The organism is Planktosalinus lacus (genome assembly GCF_014640155.1).
GTDB lineage: Bacteria > Bacteroidota > Bacteroidia > Flavobacteriales > Flavobacteriaceae > Planktosalinus > Planktosalinus lacus.
In genome coordinates this window covers 334,451-354,108 of record NZ_BMGK01000001.1, presented here as the reverse complement: position 1 = coordinate 354,108, position 19,658 = coordinate 334,451, and the positions used below count along the sequence as shown (strand labels likewise).

The 19,658-nt window shown below is 34.6% G+C and carries 16 protein-coding genes; 7 read left to right on the top strand and 9 right to left on the bottom strand.

From position 1 onward, the window contains the following. Positions 1 to 170: 170 nt before the first annotated feature. Positions 171 to 1,409: a beta-helix domain-containing protein gene (locus IEV69_RS01640; protein ID WP_188438803.1), complete on the top strand. Its 1,239-nt coding sequence runs from the start codon at positions 171 to 173 to the stop codon at positions 1,407 to 1,409. 118 nt (positions 1,410 to 1,527) lie between these two features. Beyond that, positions 1,528 to 4,353 carry a TonB-dependent receptor gene (locus IEV69_RS01635; protein ID WP_188438801.1) on the top strand — a complete coding sequence of 942 codons (2,826 nt, stop codon included), beginning with the start codon at positions 1,528 to 1,530 and terminating at the stop codon, positions 4,351 to 4,353. A 58-nt stretch (positions 4,354 to 4,411) separates the two neighbouring features. Here IEV69_RS01635 and IEV69_RS01630 read toward each other — a convergent pair whose 3' ends face one another. After that, the gene (locus tag IEV69_RS01630) at positions 4,412 to 4,777 is read right to left on the bottom strand and encodes a toxin-antitoxin system YwqK family antitoxin (protein WP_188438799.1); all 366 of its coding nucleotides are present in this window, start codon (positions 4,775 to 4,777) and stop codon (positions 4,412 to 4,414) included. Positions 4,778 to 5,061: 284 nt separating this feature from the next. Here IEV69_RS01630 and IEV69_RS01625 point away from each other — a divergent pair, with 284 nt between their 5' ends. Next, positions 5,062 to 7,329 carry an inorganic phosphate transporter gene (locus tag IEV69_RS01625; RefSeq protein ID WP_188438797.1) on the top strand — a complete coding sequence of 756 codons (2,268 nt, stop codon included), beginning with the start codon at positions 5,062 to 5,064 and terminating at the stop codon, positions 7,327 to 7,329. An 87-nt stretch (positions 7,330 to 7,416) separates the two neighbouring features. On the opposite strand, the gene IEV69_RS01620 is transcribed toward IEV69_RS01625, so the two are convergent. The 4 genes from IEV69_RS01620 to IEV69_RS01605 all read right to left on the bottom strand — a co-directional run bounded on the left by IEV69_RS01620 (position 7,417) and on the right by IEV69_RS01605 (position 12,857). Further along, entirely contained in the window at positions 7,417 to 9,834 is a 2,418-nt protein-coding gene (locus IEV69_RS01620) for a ribonucleoside-diphosphate reductase subunit alpha (protein ID WP_188438795.1), read from the bottom strand. A 115-nt stretch (positions 9,835 to 9,949) separates the two neighbouring features. Beyond that, on the bottom strand, positions 9,950 to 10,927 hold the full coding sequence (locus tag IEV69_RS01615; protein WP_188438793.1) for a ribonucleotide-diphosphate reductase subunit beta: 978 nt from the start codon (positions 10,925 to 10,927) through the stop codon (positions 9,950 to 9,952). A 354-nt stretch (positions 10,928 to 11,281) separates the two neighbouring features. Beyond that, entirely contained in the window at positions 11,282 to 11,881 is a 600-nt protein-coding gene (locus tag IEV69_RS01610; RefSeq protein WP_188438791.1) for a hypothetical protein, read from the bottom strand. A 142-nt stretch (positions 11,882 to 12,023) separates the two neighbouring features. After that, entirely contained in the window at positions 12,024 to 12,857 is an 834-nt protein-coding gene (locus IEV69_RS01605) for a DUF4412 domain-containing protein (RefSeq protein WP_188438789.1), read from the bottom strand. 262 nt (positions 12,858 to 13,119) lie between these two features. Between IEV69_RS01605 and IEV69_RS01600 the strand changes: the two genes are divergently transcribed. Together IEV69_RS01600 and IEV69_RS01595 are read left to right on the top strand one after the other, a co-directional pair. Then, positions 13,120 to 13,854: a LytR/AlgR family response regulator transcription factor gene (locus IEV69_RS01600; protein ID WP_188438787.1), complete on the top strand. Its 735-nt coding sequence runs from the start codon at positions 13,120 to 13,122 to the stop codon at positions 13,852 to 13,854. Further along, positions 13,855 to 15,333, top strand: coding sequence for a sensor histidine kinase (locus IEV69_RS01595; RefSeq protein WP_188438786.1), 1,479 nt, complete (start codon positions 13,855 to 13,857; stop codon positions 15,331 to 15,333). Here IEV69_RS01595 and IEV69_RS01590 read toward each other — a convergent pair. Continuing rightward, entirely contained in the window at positions 15,330 to 15,905 is a 576-nt protein-coding gene (locus tag IEV69_RS01590) for a DUF3109 family protein (RefSeq protein ID WP_188438784.1), read from the bottom strand. The two genes, IEV69_RS01595 and IEV69_RS01590, sit on opposite strands and share 4 nt — an antisense overlap. 157 nt (positions 15,906 to 16,062) lie before the next feature. Between IEV69_RS01590 and IEV69_RS01585 the strand changes: the two genes are divergently transcribed. Continuing rightward, entirely contained in the window at positions 16,063 to 16,641 is a 579-nt protein-coding gene (locus tag IEV69_RS01585) for a MarC family protein (RefSeq protein WP_188438782.1), read from the top strand. Positions 16,642 to 16,653: 12 nt separating this feature from the next. Then, entirely contained in the window at positions 16,654 to 16,857 is a 204-nt protein-coding gene (locus IEV69_RS01580; RefSeq protein ID WP_188438780.1) for a hypothetical protein, read from the top strand. A 6-nt stretch (positions 16,858 to 16,863) separates the two neighbouring features. Here IEV69_RS01580 and IEV69_RS01575 read toward each other — a convergent pair whose 3' ends face one another. From IEV69_RS01575 to IEV69_RS01565, 3 genes are all read right to left on the bottom strand, one after another. Beyond that, positions 16,864 to 18,453, bottom strand: a complete 1,590-nt coding sequence (locus IEV69_RS01575; protein ID WP_188438779.1) for a S41 family peptidase — start codon at positions 18,451 to 18,453, stop codon at positions 16,864 to 16,866. Between the two features lie 9 nt (positions 18,454 to 18,462). Then, complete coding sequence (locus tag IEV69_RS01570) at positions 18,463 to 18,903, bottom strand: deoxycytidylate deaminase (RefSeq protein WP_188438777.1); 441 nt, start codon at positions 18,901 to 18,903, stop codon at positions 18,463 to 18,465. An 85-nt stretch (positions 18,904 to 18,988) separates the two neighbouring features. Continuing rightward, positions 18,989 to 19,570: a HupE/UreJ family protein gene (locus IEV69_RS01565; RefSeq protein WP_188438775.1), complete on the bottom strand. Its 582-nt coding sequence runs from the start codon at positions 19,568 to 19,570 to the stop codon at positions 18,989 to 18,991. Positions 19,571 to 19,658 lie beyond the last annotated feature (88 nt).

Below are 19,658 nucleotides of genomic sequence, written 5' to 3'. Positions count from 1 at the left end.
TACTTTAAGTAAAAAGGCGGTATGTAAAGAAAAGTAAATGCAATTAACGTTAACATAACCTTGAAATGACAAACACTTAATTTTCATGTAACACCAACTTTACAATGTTGGACTTTCTTTGTGACATCAAAAATTCAAACAATCTATAATTTCAATTAAAAACAAAAATTATGAAAAAATTCTTTTTATCCATAGTATCAATTGCAGTTCTTGGATTAGGCACAAGTTGCAGCGGAGATGATGATGGACCAATATCAAATGACGATGATGGTGGTCAAGGTGATATCATTGTAAAAAATGGAATACTTACTGAAAACGAAACCTGGACCTCAGAGAATATTTATGTTCTTGATGGAAAAGTTGTGGTAGATGAAGGTGTAACTTTAACCATTGAGCCTGGTACAATTGTTAAAGGTGAGCAAGGTCAAGAGACTTTGGCTTCTGCCTTAATTGTTGACCAAGGAGGAAGACTCATTGCCGATGGAACTGCAAGTGAGCCAATCATTTTTACTTCAATTTTAGATGACATTCAAGTGGGAGAAACTGCTGGTTCAAATTTAACAGTTGAGGATGCCGGTCTTTGGGGAGGAGTAATTGTTTTAGGTAGAGCTCCAATCTCAGTAAGTGGAGATTTAGAAACAGCTCAAATTGAAGGTATCCCGGCAAACGAGCCTTATGGTCAATATGGAGGAACAACTCCAAATGACAATTCAGGGATCATACGATATATATCAATAAGACACGGTGGTATTACGATTGGTCAGGACAACGAAATCAACGGTTTAACTCTTGGTGGTGTTGGATCTGGAACTATCATTGACAACATAGAAGTTGTAGCAAATCAAGACGATGGAATTGAGTGGTTTGGTGGAACAGTAAATTCTTCAAACTTACTTGTTTGGGGTTGTGGTGATGATGGTTTTGATGCAGATCAAGCATACTCAGGAACCATTTCAAATGGGTTGGTAATTCAAGGTGCAACATCAGGTAGTGGATTAGAGCTTGACGGACCTGAAGGTTCTTCAGCTACAGAAGACTCATTTACAATGAATAACATTACAATAATTGGTGGAGGAATTAGTAGCAGAACTGCTGATTTTAGAGACGGACTTTTGGCAAGCCTAAACAATGTGTTGGTATATGACATCAGTGCTACTTCAACAATCAGAATTAGTGGTGAGGATTCTCAAACTGAATATGCAAATGGAAGATTGAACTTTTCAAACTGGGAAATAGTATTACCTGCCGGAGTTGCAAATGCAGTAGATTTATTGGAAGATGCGCCTGTAGGTTTAGAAAACTTGTTTACAGATAATGTAACAGTTATTAGTTCACCTGCAAACGCAACTGTTGGAGCAAACTTAAATGTTTTCTCTTGGACACTTGCCTCTCAAAATAATGCATATTAAGTTTATTAAAATTAGCTAAGATTAATTCATTGTCCACCCTCAAAAGAGGGTGGACTTTTTAGATTTTCAATAATTCATAAAATAAAAAACTTATATAGTATAAGTTTAAAATTAAACTATGTCAAATAAACATTTATTTTCGATTCTATTTAGCGTATTTGGTTGTTTTTTAATTTACTCACAATCGGGTAAAGTTTCGGGTACCGTATTTGATGGTGAATACAATGATGTCCTTCCTTTTGCAACTATTAGTGTGAAAGGAGCTACAAACGGAACTACTTCAGATTTTGAAGGAGATTATTCCTTAGACCTTGAAGAAGGCGTTTATACGATTGTCTTTTCTTTTGTGGGTTATGAAACCAAAGAAATTCAGGAGGTTTCCATTCAGAATGGAAACGTGTTTGAGCTGGATGTCACCTTGAATGCGTCTACAGGTATGCTTGACGAAGTGGTGATTTCAACAACAGTTAGACGCAATACAGAAGAATCTGTTTTAAACCTTCAGAAAAACTCTGCTACATTAATGGACGGACTTTCTTCTCAAAGCATTAGCAGAAGTGGCGCGAGTAATATCGCTTCGGCAGTAAAAAGTGTGCCTGGTGTTTCTGTTCAGGAAGGGAAGTATGTATATGTAAGAGGTCTGGGTGATCGTTATACAAAATCGATTTTAAATGGAATGGATATCCCAGGATTGGATCCTGATAAGAATACGATTCAGATGGATATTTTTCCAACTAACATTTTAGAAAATATCATTGTTTACAAATCAGCTTCAGCAGAGTTGCCTGCAGATTTTACAGGAGGTGTTGTTGACATCGTTACTAAAGATTTCCCGTCTAAAAAACAAATGAGTATTTCATTTTCTGCCGGATACAATCCTGACATGCATTTTAACAACAATTATTTATCACAAGAAGGAGGAAATACAGATTTCTTAGGTTTTGATGATGGCACAAGAGAGTTACCCATTTCGTCTCAAACAAATATTCCAAACCCTGCAGAATCTAACAGCAATCTGGAAACGATCACCCGATTATTTGAACCTACTATGGCTGCTCAACGTGAAAGTAGCTTGATGGATTTTAGTTTTGGTTTTAATTATGGAAATCAATTTGAATTCAAAGAAAATAAATTGGGTTTTATTGCCTCTATAGATTATAAAAACGCAACAACCTTTTATGAAGGTTTTGAAAATGGAGTTTATCAAAAACCGGAAGAAAGGGATAGTTATGAACTTCGATTTGACAGAAGACAGTTTGGCGACGTGGGTCAAAATAATGTTTTAGCATCAGTTATGACAGGTTTATCATATAAAACTGCAAAATCAAAATACACATTAAACCTACTTCATTTGCAAAACGGTGAAAGTAGAGCAGCTCTTTTCAATCAAAACACTGAAATATCAAACGATATAAACACCGTTAAAGACAACCTTGAGTACACTCAAAGGTCTGTTACAAATTTACTTTTTGGCGGAAAGCACACCAGTGAAGATGGGTCTTTTATAACTGACTGGAAAATTTCACCCACACTTTCAAAAAGTGAAGACAAAGATGTAAGGCTTACTACTTTTATTGAAAGAGATGGCGAGTTTACAATTAGTGCAGATGCAGGTTTTCCAAACAGGATATGGAGAAACCTTGAAGAAGTTAATGCTGTTTCTAAAATAGATTTGCAAAAAAAATATACTTTATTCAATAACTCTTCAACTCTAAAGTTTGGTGCCTTGTACAGTTATAAGCAAAGAGATTATACCATAAACAGTTATGACATTGGTTTTAGAGGCGTAAACCCCATTGACTTAAACGGTGATCCTGATGCTATTTTAACTCCTGATAACATCTGGACTGTAGAAACAAACTCAGGATATTACATTAGAGGAAATTTTCAACCTGCCAACACATTTGATGCGATTCAATCAACAGCCGCTGTATATTTATCAAATGAATTTAGGTTTAGTGAAAAATTCAGAACAATTATTGGTGTTAGAGCTGAACAATTTACAAGTTTGTTTACCGGTGAAGGAAGACAAGACGGGCAAACCCTTCAATTTGATAATGATGAGTTACTCAATGAGCTTGACTTTTTTCCTTCAGCAAACCTGATTTATGAAGTGATGCCTAATTCAAACATTAGACTCTCTTATTCAAAAACAACTGCAAGACCCAGTTTTAAAGAAAAGTCTTTGGTGCAAATAGTAGATTTATTAACCGGGATTACCTTCTTAGGAAACATCGATTTAGAACCATCATATATAGACAACCTTGATTTAAGATTTGAAGCTTTTAGTGATAACGCTCAAATGTTTGCCGTCAGTGGTTTTTACAAACACTTTAAAAACCCGATTGAAATTGTTGCTTTTTCAAACATTGCACCAAACAATTTCACGCCCCGAAATGCTCCTTCAGCAGATGTGATTGGAGTGGAATTTGAAGCAAGAAAGAATTTTGGTTTCCTTGCTGAAAACCTTAAAAACTTGAGTATCAACCTAAACGTATCGATAATTGATTCTAAAATTGAAATGAACAAAGGGGAAGGTGAAGAATATGAATCTAGATTGAACTTTGCCCGTGAAGGAGAAAAAATCGATGATACCAGAGCCCTCCAGGGTCAATCTCCCTTCTTAGTAAACACAAGTTTACTGTATAATAACCAAGATTTAGGAATTGAAACAGGAATATTTTATAACGTTCAAGGAAAAACACTTGATGTAGTTGGTTTTGGAAAAAACCCTGATGTGTTTATTCAACCTTTTAACAGTTTGAATTTTAATTTTGAAAAGACAATTGGAAAAGAAAAAAATGCATCCATCACTTTAAAAGTTGACAATATTCTTAATGATAAAAGAGAAAGTTTGTATGAGTCATTTAATGCCTTAGACAAGCCTTTTCAATACAGGGCCCCTGGCACATCTTTTTCGTTAGGCTATAGCTTAACTTTTTAATTTAACAAAAAAGGGCTTCAAAATTGAAGCCCTTTTTTGTTTATAATATTTTAAAAATTTATTCAAAATTACTTACAATTTGTGTTTCCCCTTCTTTCCAGGTTTTTACTTGCGCAATTTTATTGTTGTTGTATTTCACTTCACTAAGAGTTTCTCCTTCATAAAAATACCAGGTTCCGGTTTTTTGTCCGTTGTTGTATTTTGCAACGGCTGTTTTATTTCCTTCAACATCATAACTTACCCAGGTTCCTTGTAATTTTCCGTCTAAAGTATATTGACCTTCTTGACTTACAATTCCATTATCATGAAATATCTGTGCTTCAATAAGATCTCCATTTTTAATCAACTTTTTATTTGGAGTATCTTGAGCAAAAATTTGAGTGCTAAAAAGGACTATCGCAAGGGTTAAAATTATATTTTTCATGATTTGAGATAATTAATGATTTCTAAACAAATATAAGCATTATTTTACATTTATGAAATGTTTTAGTAACATTATCTTAACATTGTAGATTTATCACACTGTTTATCTGTCATTTACAATGTTTGATAATTAGAAAATTTAACATTGGAAACCAAAATTTCGTTTACTATATAGCAAAAAACACCTTTTAATTTTAATTGAAATCCACAAAACAGATAACATTTTGGTAACATTGGAGAGCAAAAATAATTAGAATTTTGTGGTCTAAAATTAGCTCATTATAAATGAACGATATGTACTTAATAATGCTAATTGCCCTGGCGGTATTAGCAGTTGCAGATTTAGTTGTTGGTGTTGCAAATGACGCAGTAAATTTTTTAAACTCGGCTATTGGCTCAAAGGCAGTTTCCTTTAAACTCATAATGATTGTTGCCAGTTTAGGGATTTTCTTTGGAGCCGTTTCTTCAAGTGGTATGATGGAAATTGCCCGGAGCGGTATTTTTATTCCCAGTGAGTTTTATTTTAACGAAATCATGATTATCTGTATGGCAGTTATGATTGGGGACATACTCCTTCTTGGGTTTTTCAATTCCCTGGGGATGCCCACATCCACTACTGTTTCTATCATCTTTAATTTACTGGGTGCTGCAGTTGCCGTCTCCCTGCTCAAAATATACAACACAGATGATAGTTTTTCTACCTTGGGTAATTATATAAACAGTGCAAAAGCACTTGAAATCATAGTAGGAATTCTCATGTCTGTGGGAATTGCATTTGTTGTGGGAGCTGTTGTTCAGTATATCACCAGATACCTGGTGAGCTTTAACTTTGAGAAAAAACCAAAGGTTGTTCCCGCTCTCTTTGGAGGGGTTGGAATCACTGCAATTTTTTACTTTATTATTATCAAAGGCTTAAAAGGCACAACTATCTTACCTGAACAACTTACCATATGGGCAGACAGTAATATGTGGATGTTTTTACTTTATAATTTTATAATCTGGTCTTTAGTTTCCTTTTTGTTGAATGTATTAATAAAGCTAGACGTTTACAAGTTGATTATTGTTTTAGGAACCTTTGCATTAGCCATGGCCTTTGCCGGAAATGACCTTGTGAACTTTGTGGGTGTTCCCATTGCAGCTTTTCAAGGCTGGGAAGCCTGGACTGCTTCAGGAATTGCAGCCGATCAATATGAGATGACTGTCCTGGCCAATAAAGTGAGTACTCCCATTTATTTGCTTTTACTATCAGGATTGATAATGGTTTTAACCCTATGGTTCTCTGAAAAAGCACAACGGGTTTTGAAAACCTCTGTCGATTTATCCAGACAAGATGAAGGAAAAGAACGTTTTCAAGCCAATTTATTATCTCAACAGTTGGTAAGGGTTTCAATAATTTTAAATGCAGGAATTACAAAAATTCTTCCGAAAAAAATCAATGAATCTATTGAGAAAAGATTCAAAAAAATTGAAACAAACCCCTATGATAAAAAAATAGACGCTCCTGCTTTTGATATGATCAGGGCTGCTGTAAATTTAATGGTGGCCAGTTTATTAATTTCGTTTGCTACATCTTTAAAATTACCATTATCAACAACCTATGTTACTTTTATGGTAGCAATGGGAACATCATTGGCTGATAGAGCCTGGGGAAGTGATAGTGCGGTTTATCGCGTTGCCGGAGTACTAAACGTGATTGGTGGATGGTTTATGACTGCCATTGCTGCATTTCTTACAGCGGCAACCTTGGCCTTCATAATTTTTACAGTTGGTGAAGTTTCATTAATTGTTTTATTTGCCCTTGCTTTAATCCTTATCCTGAGAACCTATCTGAAAGGTAAAAAAGCTGCTGCTGAATTTAAAGAGGATGAATTATTGAGAAGAGCTGAAAGCACTTCAATTAAAGGCATTATTGAAGAAAGTTCAAGCAACGTATCAACCATCATTAAAAGGTCAGGAAAAGTGTACTCAGCCACATTGGAAGGACTGGCAAAACAAAATATTAAGAAGCTGAAGAACGCTAAAAAATATACAGCAAAACTCGATGAAGAAGTAGAGGAATTAAAAGACCATATATTCTTCTATATTAAAAATCTTCAGGGCCACGATGTTGGTGCAAGTAGGTTTTATTTGTTAGCACAAGACCATTTACAAGATATTACTCAGTCTTTAGAATTGATTACCAAGGTGAGTCTAAAACACGTGAAAAACAATCACAAAGGCCTTAAGTTTAATCAAATCAAAGACCTGAAACAGATTGAAGAGGAACTTCTTGAACTTTTCAATAAAATTAAAAAAGAGTTTGATAGTAAATCATTGGAGAATCTTGGTGAAATATTAAATGAAAAACAAAACCTATTAAATAAAGTTTCTGCTCAAATTGAAAAGCAAATTTCCAGGACAAAGGATCCTGAATCAAGCTCCAAAAACACGACATTGTATTTTACCCTCCTTTTGGAAACAAAAGACATAATTGTCTCTACCATAGAAATGCTAGAGCTTTACTACATTGAATACAAAAAAGCTGTGGAGCTTGAAAAGAAAGACCTATTGTAAAATAGCTCTTTAACAACTTAAAAAATAAAAAGGATGGTGTAAAATTTACACCATCCTTTTTTCATTATAAACACTCAAAACTAAAATTTACGATCCACACATCAGGCAGTCGTCGTCTTCATCTGAAGTTTTTGATTTAGCTAACAACTCTCTGAGTTCCTGTGGACTCATTGGTTTTTCATTTACGCCATTTACACCTTTCACAACTGCTTCTTTTGGTTGGGGTGCTGCTTTCTTTTCGTTATTTAGTGTAAACTTAATTGCATCAACAGCAGACTTTGTTCTCAAATAATACATCCCTGTTTTTAAGCCACTTTTCCAGGCATAGAAGTGCATAGATGTCAATTTAGCCATATTGGCATTTTCCATAAACAGGTTAAGGGATTGTGATTGATCTATAAAATACCCTCTGTGACGAGACATATCTATAATATCTTTCATACTCAACTCCCAAACTGTTTTGTAAAGTTCTTTTAGATCCTCTGGAATTTCTTCTATATGTTGAATGGAACCATTTGCACGCATCACTTCCTGCTTCAGATCTTCATTCCAAAGACCTAGTTCAACCAAGTCTTCAAGCAAGTGCTTGTTTACAACAATAAACTCTCCTGAAAGGACTCTTCGGGTATAAATGTTTGAAGTGTAAGGTTCAAAAGCTTCGTTGTTTCCGAGAATTTGTGAAGTGGATGCAGTGGGCATTGGTGCAACCAAAAGCGAATTTCTCACACCGTGTTTTTTAACTTCTTTACGCAGTTTTCCCCAGTCCCATCGTCCACTGAGCTCTTCATCTTTTATTCCCCAAAGGTTGTGTTGGAATTCACCTTGTGAAATGGGAGAACCTTTATAAGATTGATAAGGGCCTTCTATTTTTGCTTCTTCCACCGATGCTGTAACTGCAGCAAAGTATAAGGTTTCAAAAATTTCCTGATTTAATTTTTTTGCTTCATCACTGGTAAAAGGCAGTCGCAATAGGATAAAAGCATCTGCAAGACCTTGTACCCCCAATCCTATTGGACGGTGTCGCATATTGGAGTTTTCTGCTTCTTTTACTGGATAGTAGTTTCTGTCTATTACTTTGTTTAAGTTCTTGGTGACACGCTTTGTAACCTTGAATAATTCTTTGTGGTCAAATTCGCCATTTTTAATAAACATTGGCAAGGCAATAGAAGCCAGATTACAAACAGCAACCTCATCGGGAGAAGTGTATTCCATAATCTCTGTACAAAGGTTTGAAGAGCGTATAGTCCCAAGGTTTTTTTGGTTTGATTTTCGGTTTGCGGCATCTTTATAAAGCATGTATGGGGTTCCGGTTTCGATTTGTGATTCCAAAATTTTCTCCCACAGTTCTCTTGCTTTGATTGTTTTTCGGCCTTTTCCAGCTTCTTCAAAAGCTAAATATTTTGCTTCAAATTCCTCACTATGGCAGTCATAAAGTCCGGGGCACTCATTGGGGCACATTAAGGTCCACGTTGAGTCTTCCTGAACACGTTTCATAAACAAATCAGGGATCCACATAGCATAAAATAAATCTCGGGCACGCATTTCTTCTTTACCGTGGTTTTTCTTCAGGTCAAGAAAATCAAAAATATCGGCGTGCCAAGGCTCTACATAAATAGCGAAAGAACCTTTTCGCTTTCCACCTCCCTGGTCAACATAGCGCGCTGTATCGTTAAAAACACGTAACATAGGAACAATGCCGTTTGAAGTTCCGTTTGTACCGGCGATGTAAGAACCAGTTGCTCTGATATTGTGAATTGACAACCCGATACCTCCCGCAGATTGTGATATCTTTGCTGTTTGTTTTAATGTATCATAAATACCATCGATGCTGTCATCTTTCATTGTTAATAAGAAACAAGAGGACATTTGTGGTTTTGGTGTTCCTGAATTGAAAAGCGTTGGTGTAGCGTGCGTAAAGAATTTTTTAGACATCAACTCATAAGTTTCCTTGGCGGCTTCAAGATCGTTAAGATGAATCCCTATTGAAACCCTCATTAGCATGTGTTGTGGTCTTTCAGCAACATTGCCATTTATTTTTAACAAGTAAGAACGCTCCAGTGTCTTAAATCCAAAGTAATCATAATTAAAATCGCGATTATAAATGATTGCAGAGTTGAGTTCATCTGCATTTTTTTGAATCACCTCATACACCTCATCACTTACCATTGGGGCCTTTTTTCCGGTTCTTGGATTGACATATTCATAGAGGTCTGTCATTACTTCAGAAAATGTTTTCTTGGTATTCTTGTGTAGGTTTGAAACTGAAATACGTGCTGCCAGTTTTGCATAATCAGGGTGTGAAATGGTGAGGGTGGCTGCAATTTCTGCCGCCAAATTATCAAGCTCTGAAGTGGTCACGCCATCATAAAGTCCTTCAATAACACGCATTGCAACTTTCACAGGATCAACGTGCTCATTTAAACCATAGCACATTTTTTTGACCCGTGACGTAATTTTATCAAACATTACGGGTTCTTTTCGGCCGTCTCTTTTTACTACATACATAATATAATCGCTTTAGTTGGGAGGTTAATTTTTTGAGAAAAATATTCTGCTGCGCTTCTTTAAAAAACGCATCTATTCTCTATTTAATGTTATCTTTTTTGTCCTTGGTTAGCTTCTAAAAGTCTTCGTCAAAGCTAATTTTATTGGTCTCCTTGTCCTTATTTGTCACCCCTGCTTTTTGGTATTCAGAGACGCGTTTTTCAAAGAAGTTTGTTTTTCCTTGAAGTGAAATCATCTCCATAAAGTCAAATGGGTTTGAGACATTGTATTCTTTTTCACATTCAAGTTCTATCAGCAATCTGTCTGTTACAAATTCCAAATATTGGGTCATAAGTTTGGAGTTCATACCGATAAGGCTTGCCGGAAGGGACTCTGTAATAAACTCACGTTCAATATCCAAAGCATCTATAATAATTTCACGAATACGCTCCTTGGACACTTTATTTTTGAGGTGATGGTTATGTAAGTGCACGGCAAAGTCGCAATGTACACCTTCATCACGGGAAATTAATTCATTAGAGAAGGTAAGTCCCGGCATTAAACCACGTTTTTTTAACCAGAAAATTGAGCAGAATGCTCCTGAAAAGAAAATACCTTCAACGGCTGCAAAAGCAATGAGTCGCTCAGCAAAGGAGTCAGACTCAATCCACTTTAAAGCCCAATCTGCTTTTTTCTTGATCGCGGGGAAATTTTCGATGGCATTAAACAGTTTGTCTTTTTCTACCTCGTCCTTAACATATGTATCAATCAAAAGTGAATAGGTTTCAGAATGGATGTTTTCCATCATTATCTGAAAACCATAGAAGAATTTAGCTTCTGGATACTGCACTTCGTTCACAAAGTTTTCAGCCAGATTTTCATTTACAATTCCATCTGAAGCTGCAAAAAATGCCAAAATGTGTTTTATGAAGTAGCGCTCATCGTCATTCAACTTGTTGTTCCAGTCTGTCATGTCCTGATGAAGATCAATTTCTTCTGCTGTCCAAAAACTGGCTTCACTTTTTTTATACCACTCCCAAATGTCATGGTGTTGAATTGGAAATATAACAAATCGTCCTGGATTATCGGTTAAAATGGGCTCTACTGCATTCATAATTTCATTTCTGTATTTTGTGGTTTTAAAAAAACTATTTTTTGATGCGAATCGGGACTAACAAATATGGAAAAACACAGTTGATTTTGAAAGGGTATTTCACAAACGTTGTCAACAAAGTTTTCAACATTTGGAATTTTAACAGTTCATGATGTTTTGTTAAAATTGAAGTTTATACATCTGTATTTCAATATTTTATAAATTTTTTATTGAGGATATTAACACCCGCTTCATTCTCTTTAGAAGCCCTTAATCTATGGGTGTTGAGCCTGATTCTATTCGTTTTAAAAACAAGCTTTGACCCACAAAAAAAGCCGTCGATTTGACGGCTTTTTTTACATTTTAGATTGAATTTTATAAGTTTTCAACATCCATTTCATCAATTAAACCCCAAAGGGTATCGATATCCATGTTTTCGCCAGTGGCTTTTACATAAAAACGGTTGTCGTGCATTAATTGAATGACTGCTTTGTTTCTTCTTTTATCATATTCTTCAATTGCTTTTACTTCATTTTTAGTAACAGTTTTTCTTGATTTAAACTCATCTTCCTCTTCAAAGTCTGTTGAAAAAGCCATTCTTAAACCTGCAGTTGACATTGCTCCCATTTCACCGGCTCCGTCAATAACTTCAATTTTAAAAGATTTATCTTTTTCTTCAGTAGCATAGGTCGCTTCAACTGAGGCAATGTTCATCATGCCCATCGCTCCTGTTTTGAATGCTGTTCTTTTCATTCCATCAACATCTTCAGGCAGCCAGCTTTTCATTTCATCATTTGTCAGAGGGGTTGTTTCGGAAAGTTTTTTAATGTCATCTTGCATTTTTGTGGACTCCTTGATAATATTGTTTGTGTTTACAACATTGTCTTTAGCTTCTTTTGCTTTTTTAACTACAGGGTTGTCTTTGCAGGCAGAGAATATTAACAAAGAAATAAAAATTAAAAGCAGATTTTTCATATTCGTTTTTGGTTTGTATTAATTGTATCTAAATTACTATTTTTCTTTTATTAAAAAAGAAGGAGGAACATTTTTTTAATTTCCTCCTTCTTAGGCTAACTTACAATTATCAATAAAGATTTTTTATCAATTTAACATCTCATTACATCACTTGATAACCAGATGTCTTGAATGTAAAATCTGTTGATTTTAAAAGTGTGCACTCCATCGTTGAAGAAGCGTTTCTTTTTCCTTTATTCTTTTTATCAACCATATCCATATACATCATTAATGCACCCTCATCTGAGTTGAAATGAGCCTTCATGGCGTCCGGAATTTGATCATTGCTCGATTTAAAAACATCATTAAAACTCACATCGGCTTCAGTGGTGTAGTACATTTTAATGAGGTATTCATCATTTTCCATTTGTTTACCAAGACAATTATACCCTAATATTTTCTTAGGAGGAAGGTCTGTAATGGTATAATCATTTTCATCGTTTGCTGAATTGATGATATCATTTCCATTCAATGAGGTTGCAGTTGCTATTTTAGTTCCACCGGAATTCATAAACATATAGTTTGTGTTTGAATCACCATCCATGACCATAAACATATCTACTCCTTGATTCATTTTTAAACCTAAATAAGATGCTCCTGGTTTTAGAAAATAATCTAAATTCATCTTTCCCTGTGAAGTTGTCATAGTCATTTGATACTGATACTCAAATTCATAACTGGAAGGCATGTTTTTGGAAGAGGATTTTTTAGATGCCTTTCTTTCATTCTTTGCTTTTTTATTGTCAGTTTCTGGCTCCAGCACTTTATCTACAGCCTTTCCGGTTTCTTTTCCCGCCTTGTCTGATGTCTTGTTAATTACCGTATTTTCTACTTTATTTTCTACTTTCTTACTTAATTTCTTTAGAAATTGTGCATTCAAATCAGCACTCAGGAAAAAAGCGCAGACAATGGAGAGAAGTACATAATGTGTTTTCATAACTGAACTGATTTTTATTTGTATTCTACAAAGTTTATCAAAAACCTATAAATACTAAGTAGAATATATTTAACTGGTTTAGAAATCTTTATAGATAGTCAATTTTATTTCATTAAAGGTAATTTAGCATTTATAATTAAACGAATGCACTAATAAAAATCCGGCATAAAATTTAACATTTATACAACATTATGATACATTCATACAATTTTAATTAGTAAATAGTTGTATTTTCATATTTTGGCGTAAAATTCCCTAAACAATGCTTAATGTTATTCTAATTGATGATGAACCAAAATCGATAACAGGTTTAGAGTGGGAACTCACAAACTTTTCTGATGAAATAAATGTTTCTGCTACTTTTACGAATCCAAAAGAGGCTATTTCTTTTTTGAAAAACAACACGATTGATTGTGTCTTTCTGGATATTGAAATGCCCGAAATGGATGGTTTCCATTTTTTAGAACACTTCCCAGACAGAAAATTTTCGGTTGTGTTTACCACCGCTTATGATCAATATGCCATAAACGCCATCAAAGAAAGGGCACTTGACTATTTGCTCAAGCCAATTGATAAAGATGATTTAACCCAAACCATAGCAAAAATAAAAGCCGAAAAAAAAGTCAACAGTCTCAATGACTCGCTTGTAGAGGGAATTTTAAACATTACAAACAACGGAGCTTCAAAAAAAATTGCACTTTCTGTAGACGGGAAATTGTTGTTTTTTAAGCCTGATGAAATTATTTATTGTGAAAGTGACGGAAATTATTGTCATATTTATCTTGAAAACAAAGAGAAGTTGTTTGTTACTAAAAAACTGAAGGAAATTGAAGAGATTCTTCCTGAAACACACTTTTATCGAATTCACAATTCTTTTCTAATAAACTTGGAGAAAGTAAAAGAATACCTTAAAGCAGATGGCTATGTGGTGTTGAGCAATCAAAAAAAATTGCCTGTTTCCCGTAATAAGAAAAACTCATTTTTAGATAAGATATAATTGGACTATTCCCTGCTATATATTTTACTTTGGTGTTTGGTATTTTCAACATCAATTATTTACTTTTTGTTTTGTATTACCATTTATTTTCAATCAAAACAAAAAGAGTTTCTTTATTATGGTTTGTACAATCTTTTCCTTCTTAGCTACATTCTTTTAAAAACACCTTTTTTTCAGGATCTGGTTTATCAATATGTTTGGGGAACCCCCTTTCATCACTACAATTGGTTATCACAAAATATTTACATTACGTTTCTGGTGTTTTTTTATATGCATTTTCTGGATATGAAAATTCACTTTCCTAAAATGAAGCGAATTTTTACAAATTTTTTATTAGTGAGTTTATCGCTGGCTTTTGTGATTTTTACAGTCGATGTTTTCGTTGAAAACGTAAATTTATTACGCCCATTTTTCATATATATATTCATTCCGTTTTTATTAATAATCACGGTATTTGCATTTTATTTTGCCTATAAAACACCAAAAAAACTAGGCTTTTTCATCATCACAGGAATCCTGTTCTATAACATCTTTGCCTATATGGCTCTTTATAAAACAGTTATGCAAACTGAGCCTGAACCCCTCATTTACTTTTTTATTGGAATACTGCTTGAATCGCTGGTCTTTATGTTTGGCTTAGGATATAAAATTAAGTTGATCTATGATGAAAAAATCAATGTACAAGAGAAAATCATTGCAGAGCAAATAGAAAATCAACTGCTTAAAGAACGATATGGGCAGGAACTTGAAAACAAATTAAAAAAACAAGCAAATGAGTTGATAAAAACTCAAAAGAAAGCTGAAGAAGAAAAATTAAACTTTGTAAAAGTAGGTTTTGAAAAAGAATTAAATCATTTACACCTGGTTTCTCTTCAAAGCCAAATGAATCCGCATTTTATATTTAATGCTCTCAATTCAATTAAGGTTTTTCTAATTGAAAACAATAAAGAAAAGGCTGTATATTATCTTAACAAGTTCTCAAAATTAATCAGAAAAATATTGGAAAGCTCACGCATTGAGAGCCACAGCCTGGAAGAAGAACTAGAATTAATTTCTCTTTATTTAAGCATAGAAAACATTCGGTTTGATGATTCCATTCAAGTATCCATTGAAACCGAACCCGATATTTCATTTTCAATTATTAAAGTGCCTCCATTAATTTTGCAGCCTTTTGTAGAGAATGCTATTTGGCATGGGCTGATGTTAAGCAAAAAAGAAAAAAGAATTACTATAAAAGTCTATAAACAAGATAATAAAGTTAAAGTGTCACTTATTGACAATGGTGTAGGTCGTGATGCTTCATTTTCACTCAAGAAAAAAAAATCATTTAAAAAGGAATCTGTGGGCTTAAAAATGACTGAAGAACGCATCTCTTTTTTCAACCAAAAACATAAACTTAATTATTCCTTTAAAATTAATGACCTAAAAGATAAAGAGGGTAATCCTTTTGGCACAGAAGTGCAATTTTCTTTTGATTAAAGTGTATTTTTGATTTGTAAGGCCACCTTTTCAAGTTCACTATACCAATGTGTGCCATATTTCCTAATCAATGCATCCTTCACAAATTTATAGACAGGCACCTGCAGTTCTTTACCTAAAGAACAGGCATCATCACAAATGGGCCACTTGTGATAGTTCACCGCTGAAAACGAACTGTAATTTTGAATCCTTACCGGATATAAATGGCAAGAAATGGGTTTTCTAAAATCGATTTTGCCTGCATTGTAAGCATCTTCAATCCCACAACTGGCAATCCCTTTATCAGTAAAAGTTACATAGACACATTCTGCACCGTCCACCAATGGTGTCTCAAGAGCTCCTTTGTCTGTTTCGATATGAGTTCCTTGCTTTTCAATGGCAGCAATTCCTTCAGGTCGCAGAAAGGGTTTTACATCTCTATATATTGCTTTTAAAATATCAACCTCATCTGCTTCCAATGGTGCGCCAGCTTCTCCGGCTACACAACACTCACCCTTACAAGCTCCAAGATTGCACACAAAATCTTTCTCAACAAGATCTTCTGAAACGATTGTTTTTCCTATTTGAAACATGGGGGCAAAGATACTTATTTTCTACTCTAAAAAAACGACCAACTTTAACCACTAAAAGTTTAGGAAAATATTCGCTAATTTATATCCATTAAGAGTTGTTTTATAGCTAATTTTGCACGCTCAAAAAACATTATATTAATCTTTTAAGAAATAAACAATGTGGAGTTTTGATTGGAAAGAAGCTTTAAGCGCAACAATGGTACTTTTTGCCGTTATTGATATAATTGGTAGCATACCAATTATTGTTGATTTACGAAAAAAAGTGGGTCACATTCAAAGTGAAAAAGCTTCGATTGTAGCCACAATTTTGATGATTGTGTTCCTGTTTGTGGGAAAAGAAATGCTGAATCTTATTGGTATTGATGTAAACTCTTTTGCCGTTGCCGGAGCGTTAATAATTTTCTTCCTCGCTATAGAAATGATATTGGGCATCAGGTTGTATCGCGATGACAGTCCCGAAACTGCATCAATCGTTCCCATTGCATTTCCTTTAATTGCAGGGGCGGGTACATTAACAACAATCCTTTCTCTTAGAGCTGAATATCAAGTAATCAACATTATAATTGCCATCATGTTAAACGCTATTTTTGTTTATGGCGTTTTAAAATCTTCCGGGAAAATTGAGCGTATGTTTGGCAAAAACGGCATCAATGTGGTAAGAAAAATATTTGGTGTAATTTTGTTGGCTATAGCCGTCAAACTATTTGCCTCAAATGTTATGGGGCTTTTTCAATAAAATGAATTTATAATGAAGTACTTTAAAATATTACTTTCAGTCATTGCTTTGGCATTATTGGTCTACAATGTGACAATGATTGATTTTTCAAATATTACCGAAAAAACAAGTATCATTGCCATTATTGGCGTTGTAGCTTGTATTTGTGTTCTTTTGCTTTTAGCTATTTTACACATTTCACAAAAAATCGAAAAGAAAGTTAAAGAGCGAAAGTAGTTTTAATTATTCTTCGTTGTTTTCAAACTCCAGCACTTTTTCAATCATTGGGTCGTTTTGGTTGATTATTTTTTGATAATAATCCCCTCCAAATAATTGTTCAGCAATCGTGGCTTTCAAATGCTTTTTCAATAAATTTTCATAGCCGCTAAACTGAAACTCACTATCACCAAGACGCGAATAGTCTATAAACTCATCAAAAAGCGTTTCGGAAATCTTATATTCTTCATAAAACAATTCAGCGTCATAAGCATCAAATTGGGTTCTGTTTTTATCCAGCTCTTCAAAAACAAAATAATTCATTAGACCCGATTGTGACAGGTAGTTTATAATCTCGTTTTCTTCACTTAAATCTTTGGGAATAAAAACATCGGGCAAAATACCTCCGCCTCCATATACCACCTTGCCTTTAGGTGTGACAAAGCGCAAACTATCATTTACCGAAATGCTGTCTATACTCACCAATTCCCCATTTTCATAACGCTGTTGATAATCTCTGAAATAACTTCTGTCGCCGTTTATATAAGGTCGTTGAATAGACCTTCCGGTGGGAGTATAATACCTTGCTACAGTAAGCCTAACAGCGCTGCCGTCTCCCAATGACATTTCGCGTTGCACCAGACCTTTTCCGTAAGTCCGTCTTCCAATAATAACGCCCTTGTCATTGTCTTGCAAGGCTCCTGCTACTATTTCACTGGCAGAGGCAGTATTTTCATTTACCAAAACATAAATTTTTCCTTCCTCAAAAAGTCCGTTGCGCCTGGTTATTGTGTTTTCAATGACCCCCGATTTGTTTTTAGTCTTTAGAATCAATGTTCCTTTTTCTAAAAAATCATCCAGCATGCGCTCTGCTGCAAACACATAGCCTCCGGGGTTGTTTCTCAAATCCAGCACAAGCGATTGAATTCCTGACTTAACTAGCTTTTTGAGTGTTTCTTCAAATTCGTCATAGGTGGTTTCAGCAAAGCGATTTACTTTTATATAACCTAAACTATCATTGATTTTATACCCGGCATCCACACTTCTTAGGGCAACTTCTTTTCTTGTAAGCTTAAAGTCAATCTTCCTGTTTTCGCTTCTGCGAAACACAGTAAGCTCTACTTTTGAATTTAATTTTCCGCGTAAAGATGTGGTTATTGAATCCCGAACGCTGAATTCACCATACAGCGGTTTTTGATTGGCATACAGTATGCGGTCTCCGGGCAGAATTCCCACTTTTTCTGCCGGCCCTCCATCAATGGTCGATATTACCGAAACTGTATCATTATAAATATAAAAGCTCACTCCAATGCCCACAAATTTTCCACGCATGTCTTCTGCAATAGATTCATAATCGCTTCCGGGAATATACACCGAATGTGGGTCAAGGTTTTTAAGGATTCCGTTTACAGTTACATCAACAATGCTATCGGTATTGATTTGGTCAACATATTCAAAATCAATGTAATCTATGAGCCTGTTTAGCTTATCTTTTTTTGAATTAGTTGCAAATATTTTTTCAGTAGAATCTCCAAAATTTAGTTTTGAACCAATAAAAACACCGGCTGCAACAGCAACACCAATCAGCAGCGGAATGTATTTAGAAGCTACTTTCAAATTTATAATTTAACTGTTTATAGTATCAACAGATTTCAAATGATCTAAAATCACACCTGCTTTTTTAAGAAAATCAAGACCGGAATTGTCTTTGTATTCTATATGATAGACCACCCTTGTAATACCGGCCTGGTGAATGAGTTTACTGCATTCTTTACAAGGAGACATCGTGATATAAAGTGTTGCTCCTTTGCTTGATTGAGCAGATGACGCCACTTTTAAAATTGCGTTGGCCTCTGCATGCAACACATACCATTTTGTGTAGCCTTCCTCATCTTCACAAAAATTTTCAAATCCCGAAGGAGTGCCGTTGTAGCCATCAGAAATAATCATTTTGTCTTTGACTATTAAAGCGCCAACCTGCTTTCGTTTGCAGTGTGATAATTTTGCCCACTCAGATGCCATTCGCATATAGGCAATATCATATTTCAATTGTTTTTTGTTTGACATGTATTCCAAAAAGTATGCTGCGAAGATAAAATTTTATCGACGTTTTAATTATGAATGATTCGTTAAATATTGGAGTATAAATGCTTTAAAAATTCCAGCTGTTAAAAAGCATTGGTATTGATAGTCCTAAAATTATTGATGAAATTACCAGCACCCAATCGCGCTTGTTAAACCTAAATATTATTTGAACAATTGCTCCTAATACCAGGACAATCAGAGCCACTATAAGTTGTGCAGATTCTACACCCAATTCAATTTCCAGTAATGGTAACAATTTGTTTTTTTGACCGATGGTATTTAAAAATTGTGGAGCAAATTCCAATCCTCTTAAAAGTCCCAAAAACAAAGAAAGAGCAAACAGTAAGCCCATTTTTTCACGTCGTTTTTCCTTTCCGGCAGTAAAAATATTAAACAAAGAAGTAAAAATAATCACTACAGCAATAAGAAAACCAACCATTCCCAAACTCACTTTCACAACGCCATATGAAACCATCAAAACAGCTAAAAAGTGCCCCAGTGTAAAAAGTGAAATTAAAAGGAGCAATCGCTTCCAAGCATTGAATTGATAGGCAACTGATAGTAAAATTATAAAAAGAATGTGGGCGTAATTCTGCCAGTTGATCACGTGGTCAAGGCCCGTTTTAAAGTAAAACCAGAATTCAGTCATTGTGTTGGGGATTAAGTATAAAAACCAAAGTTAGTAAATGTGCTGAATTATTAGCATTTTTAGATAAGTAATATCATTTTATAATTAA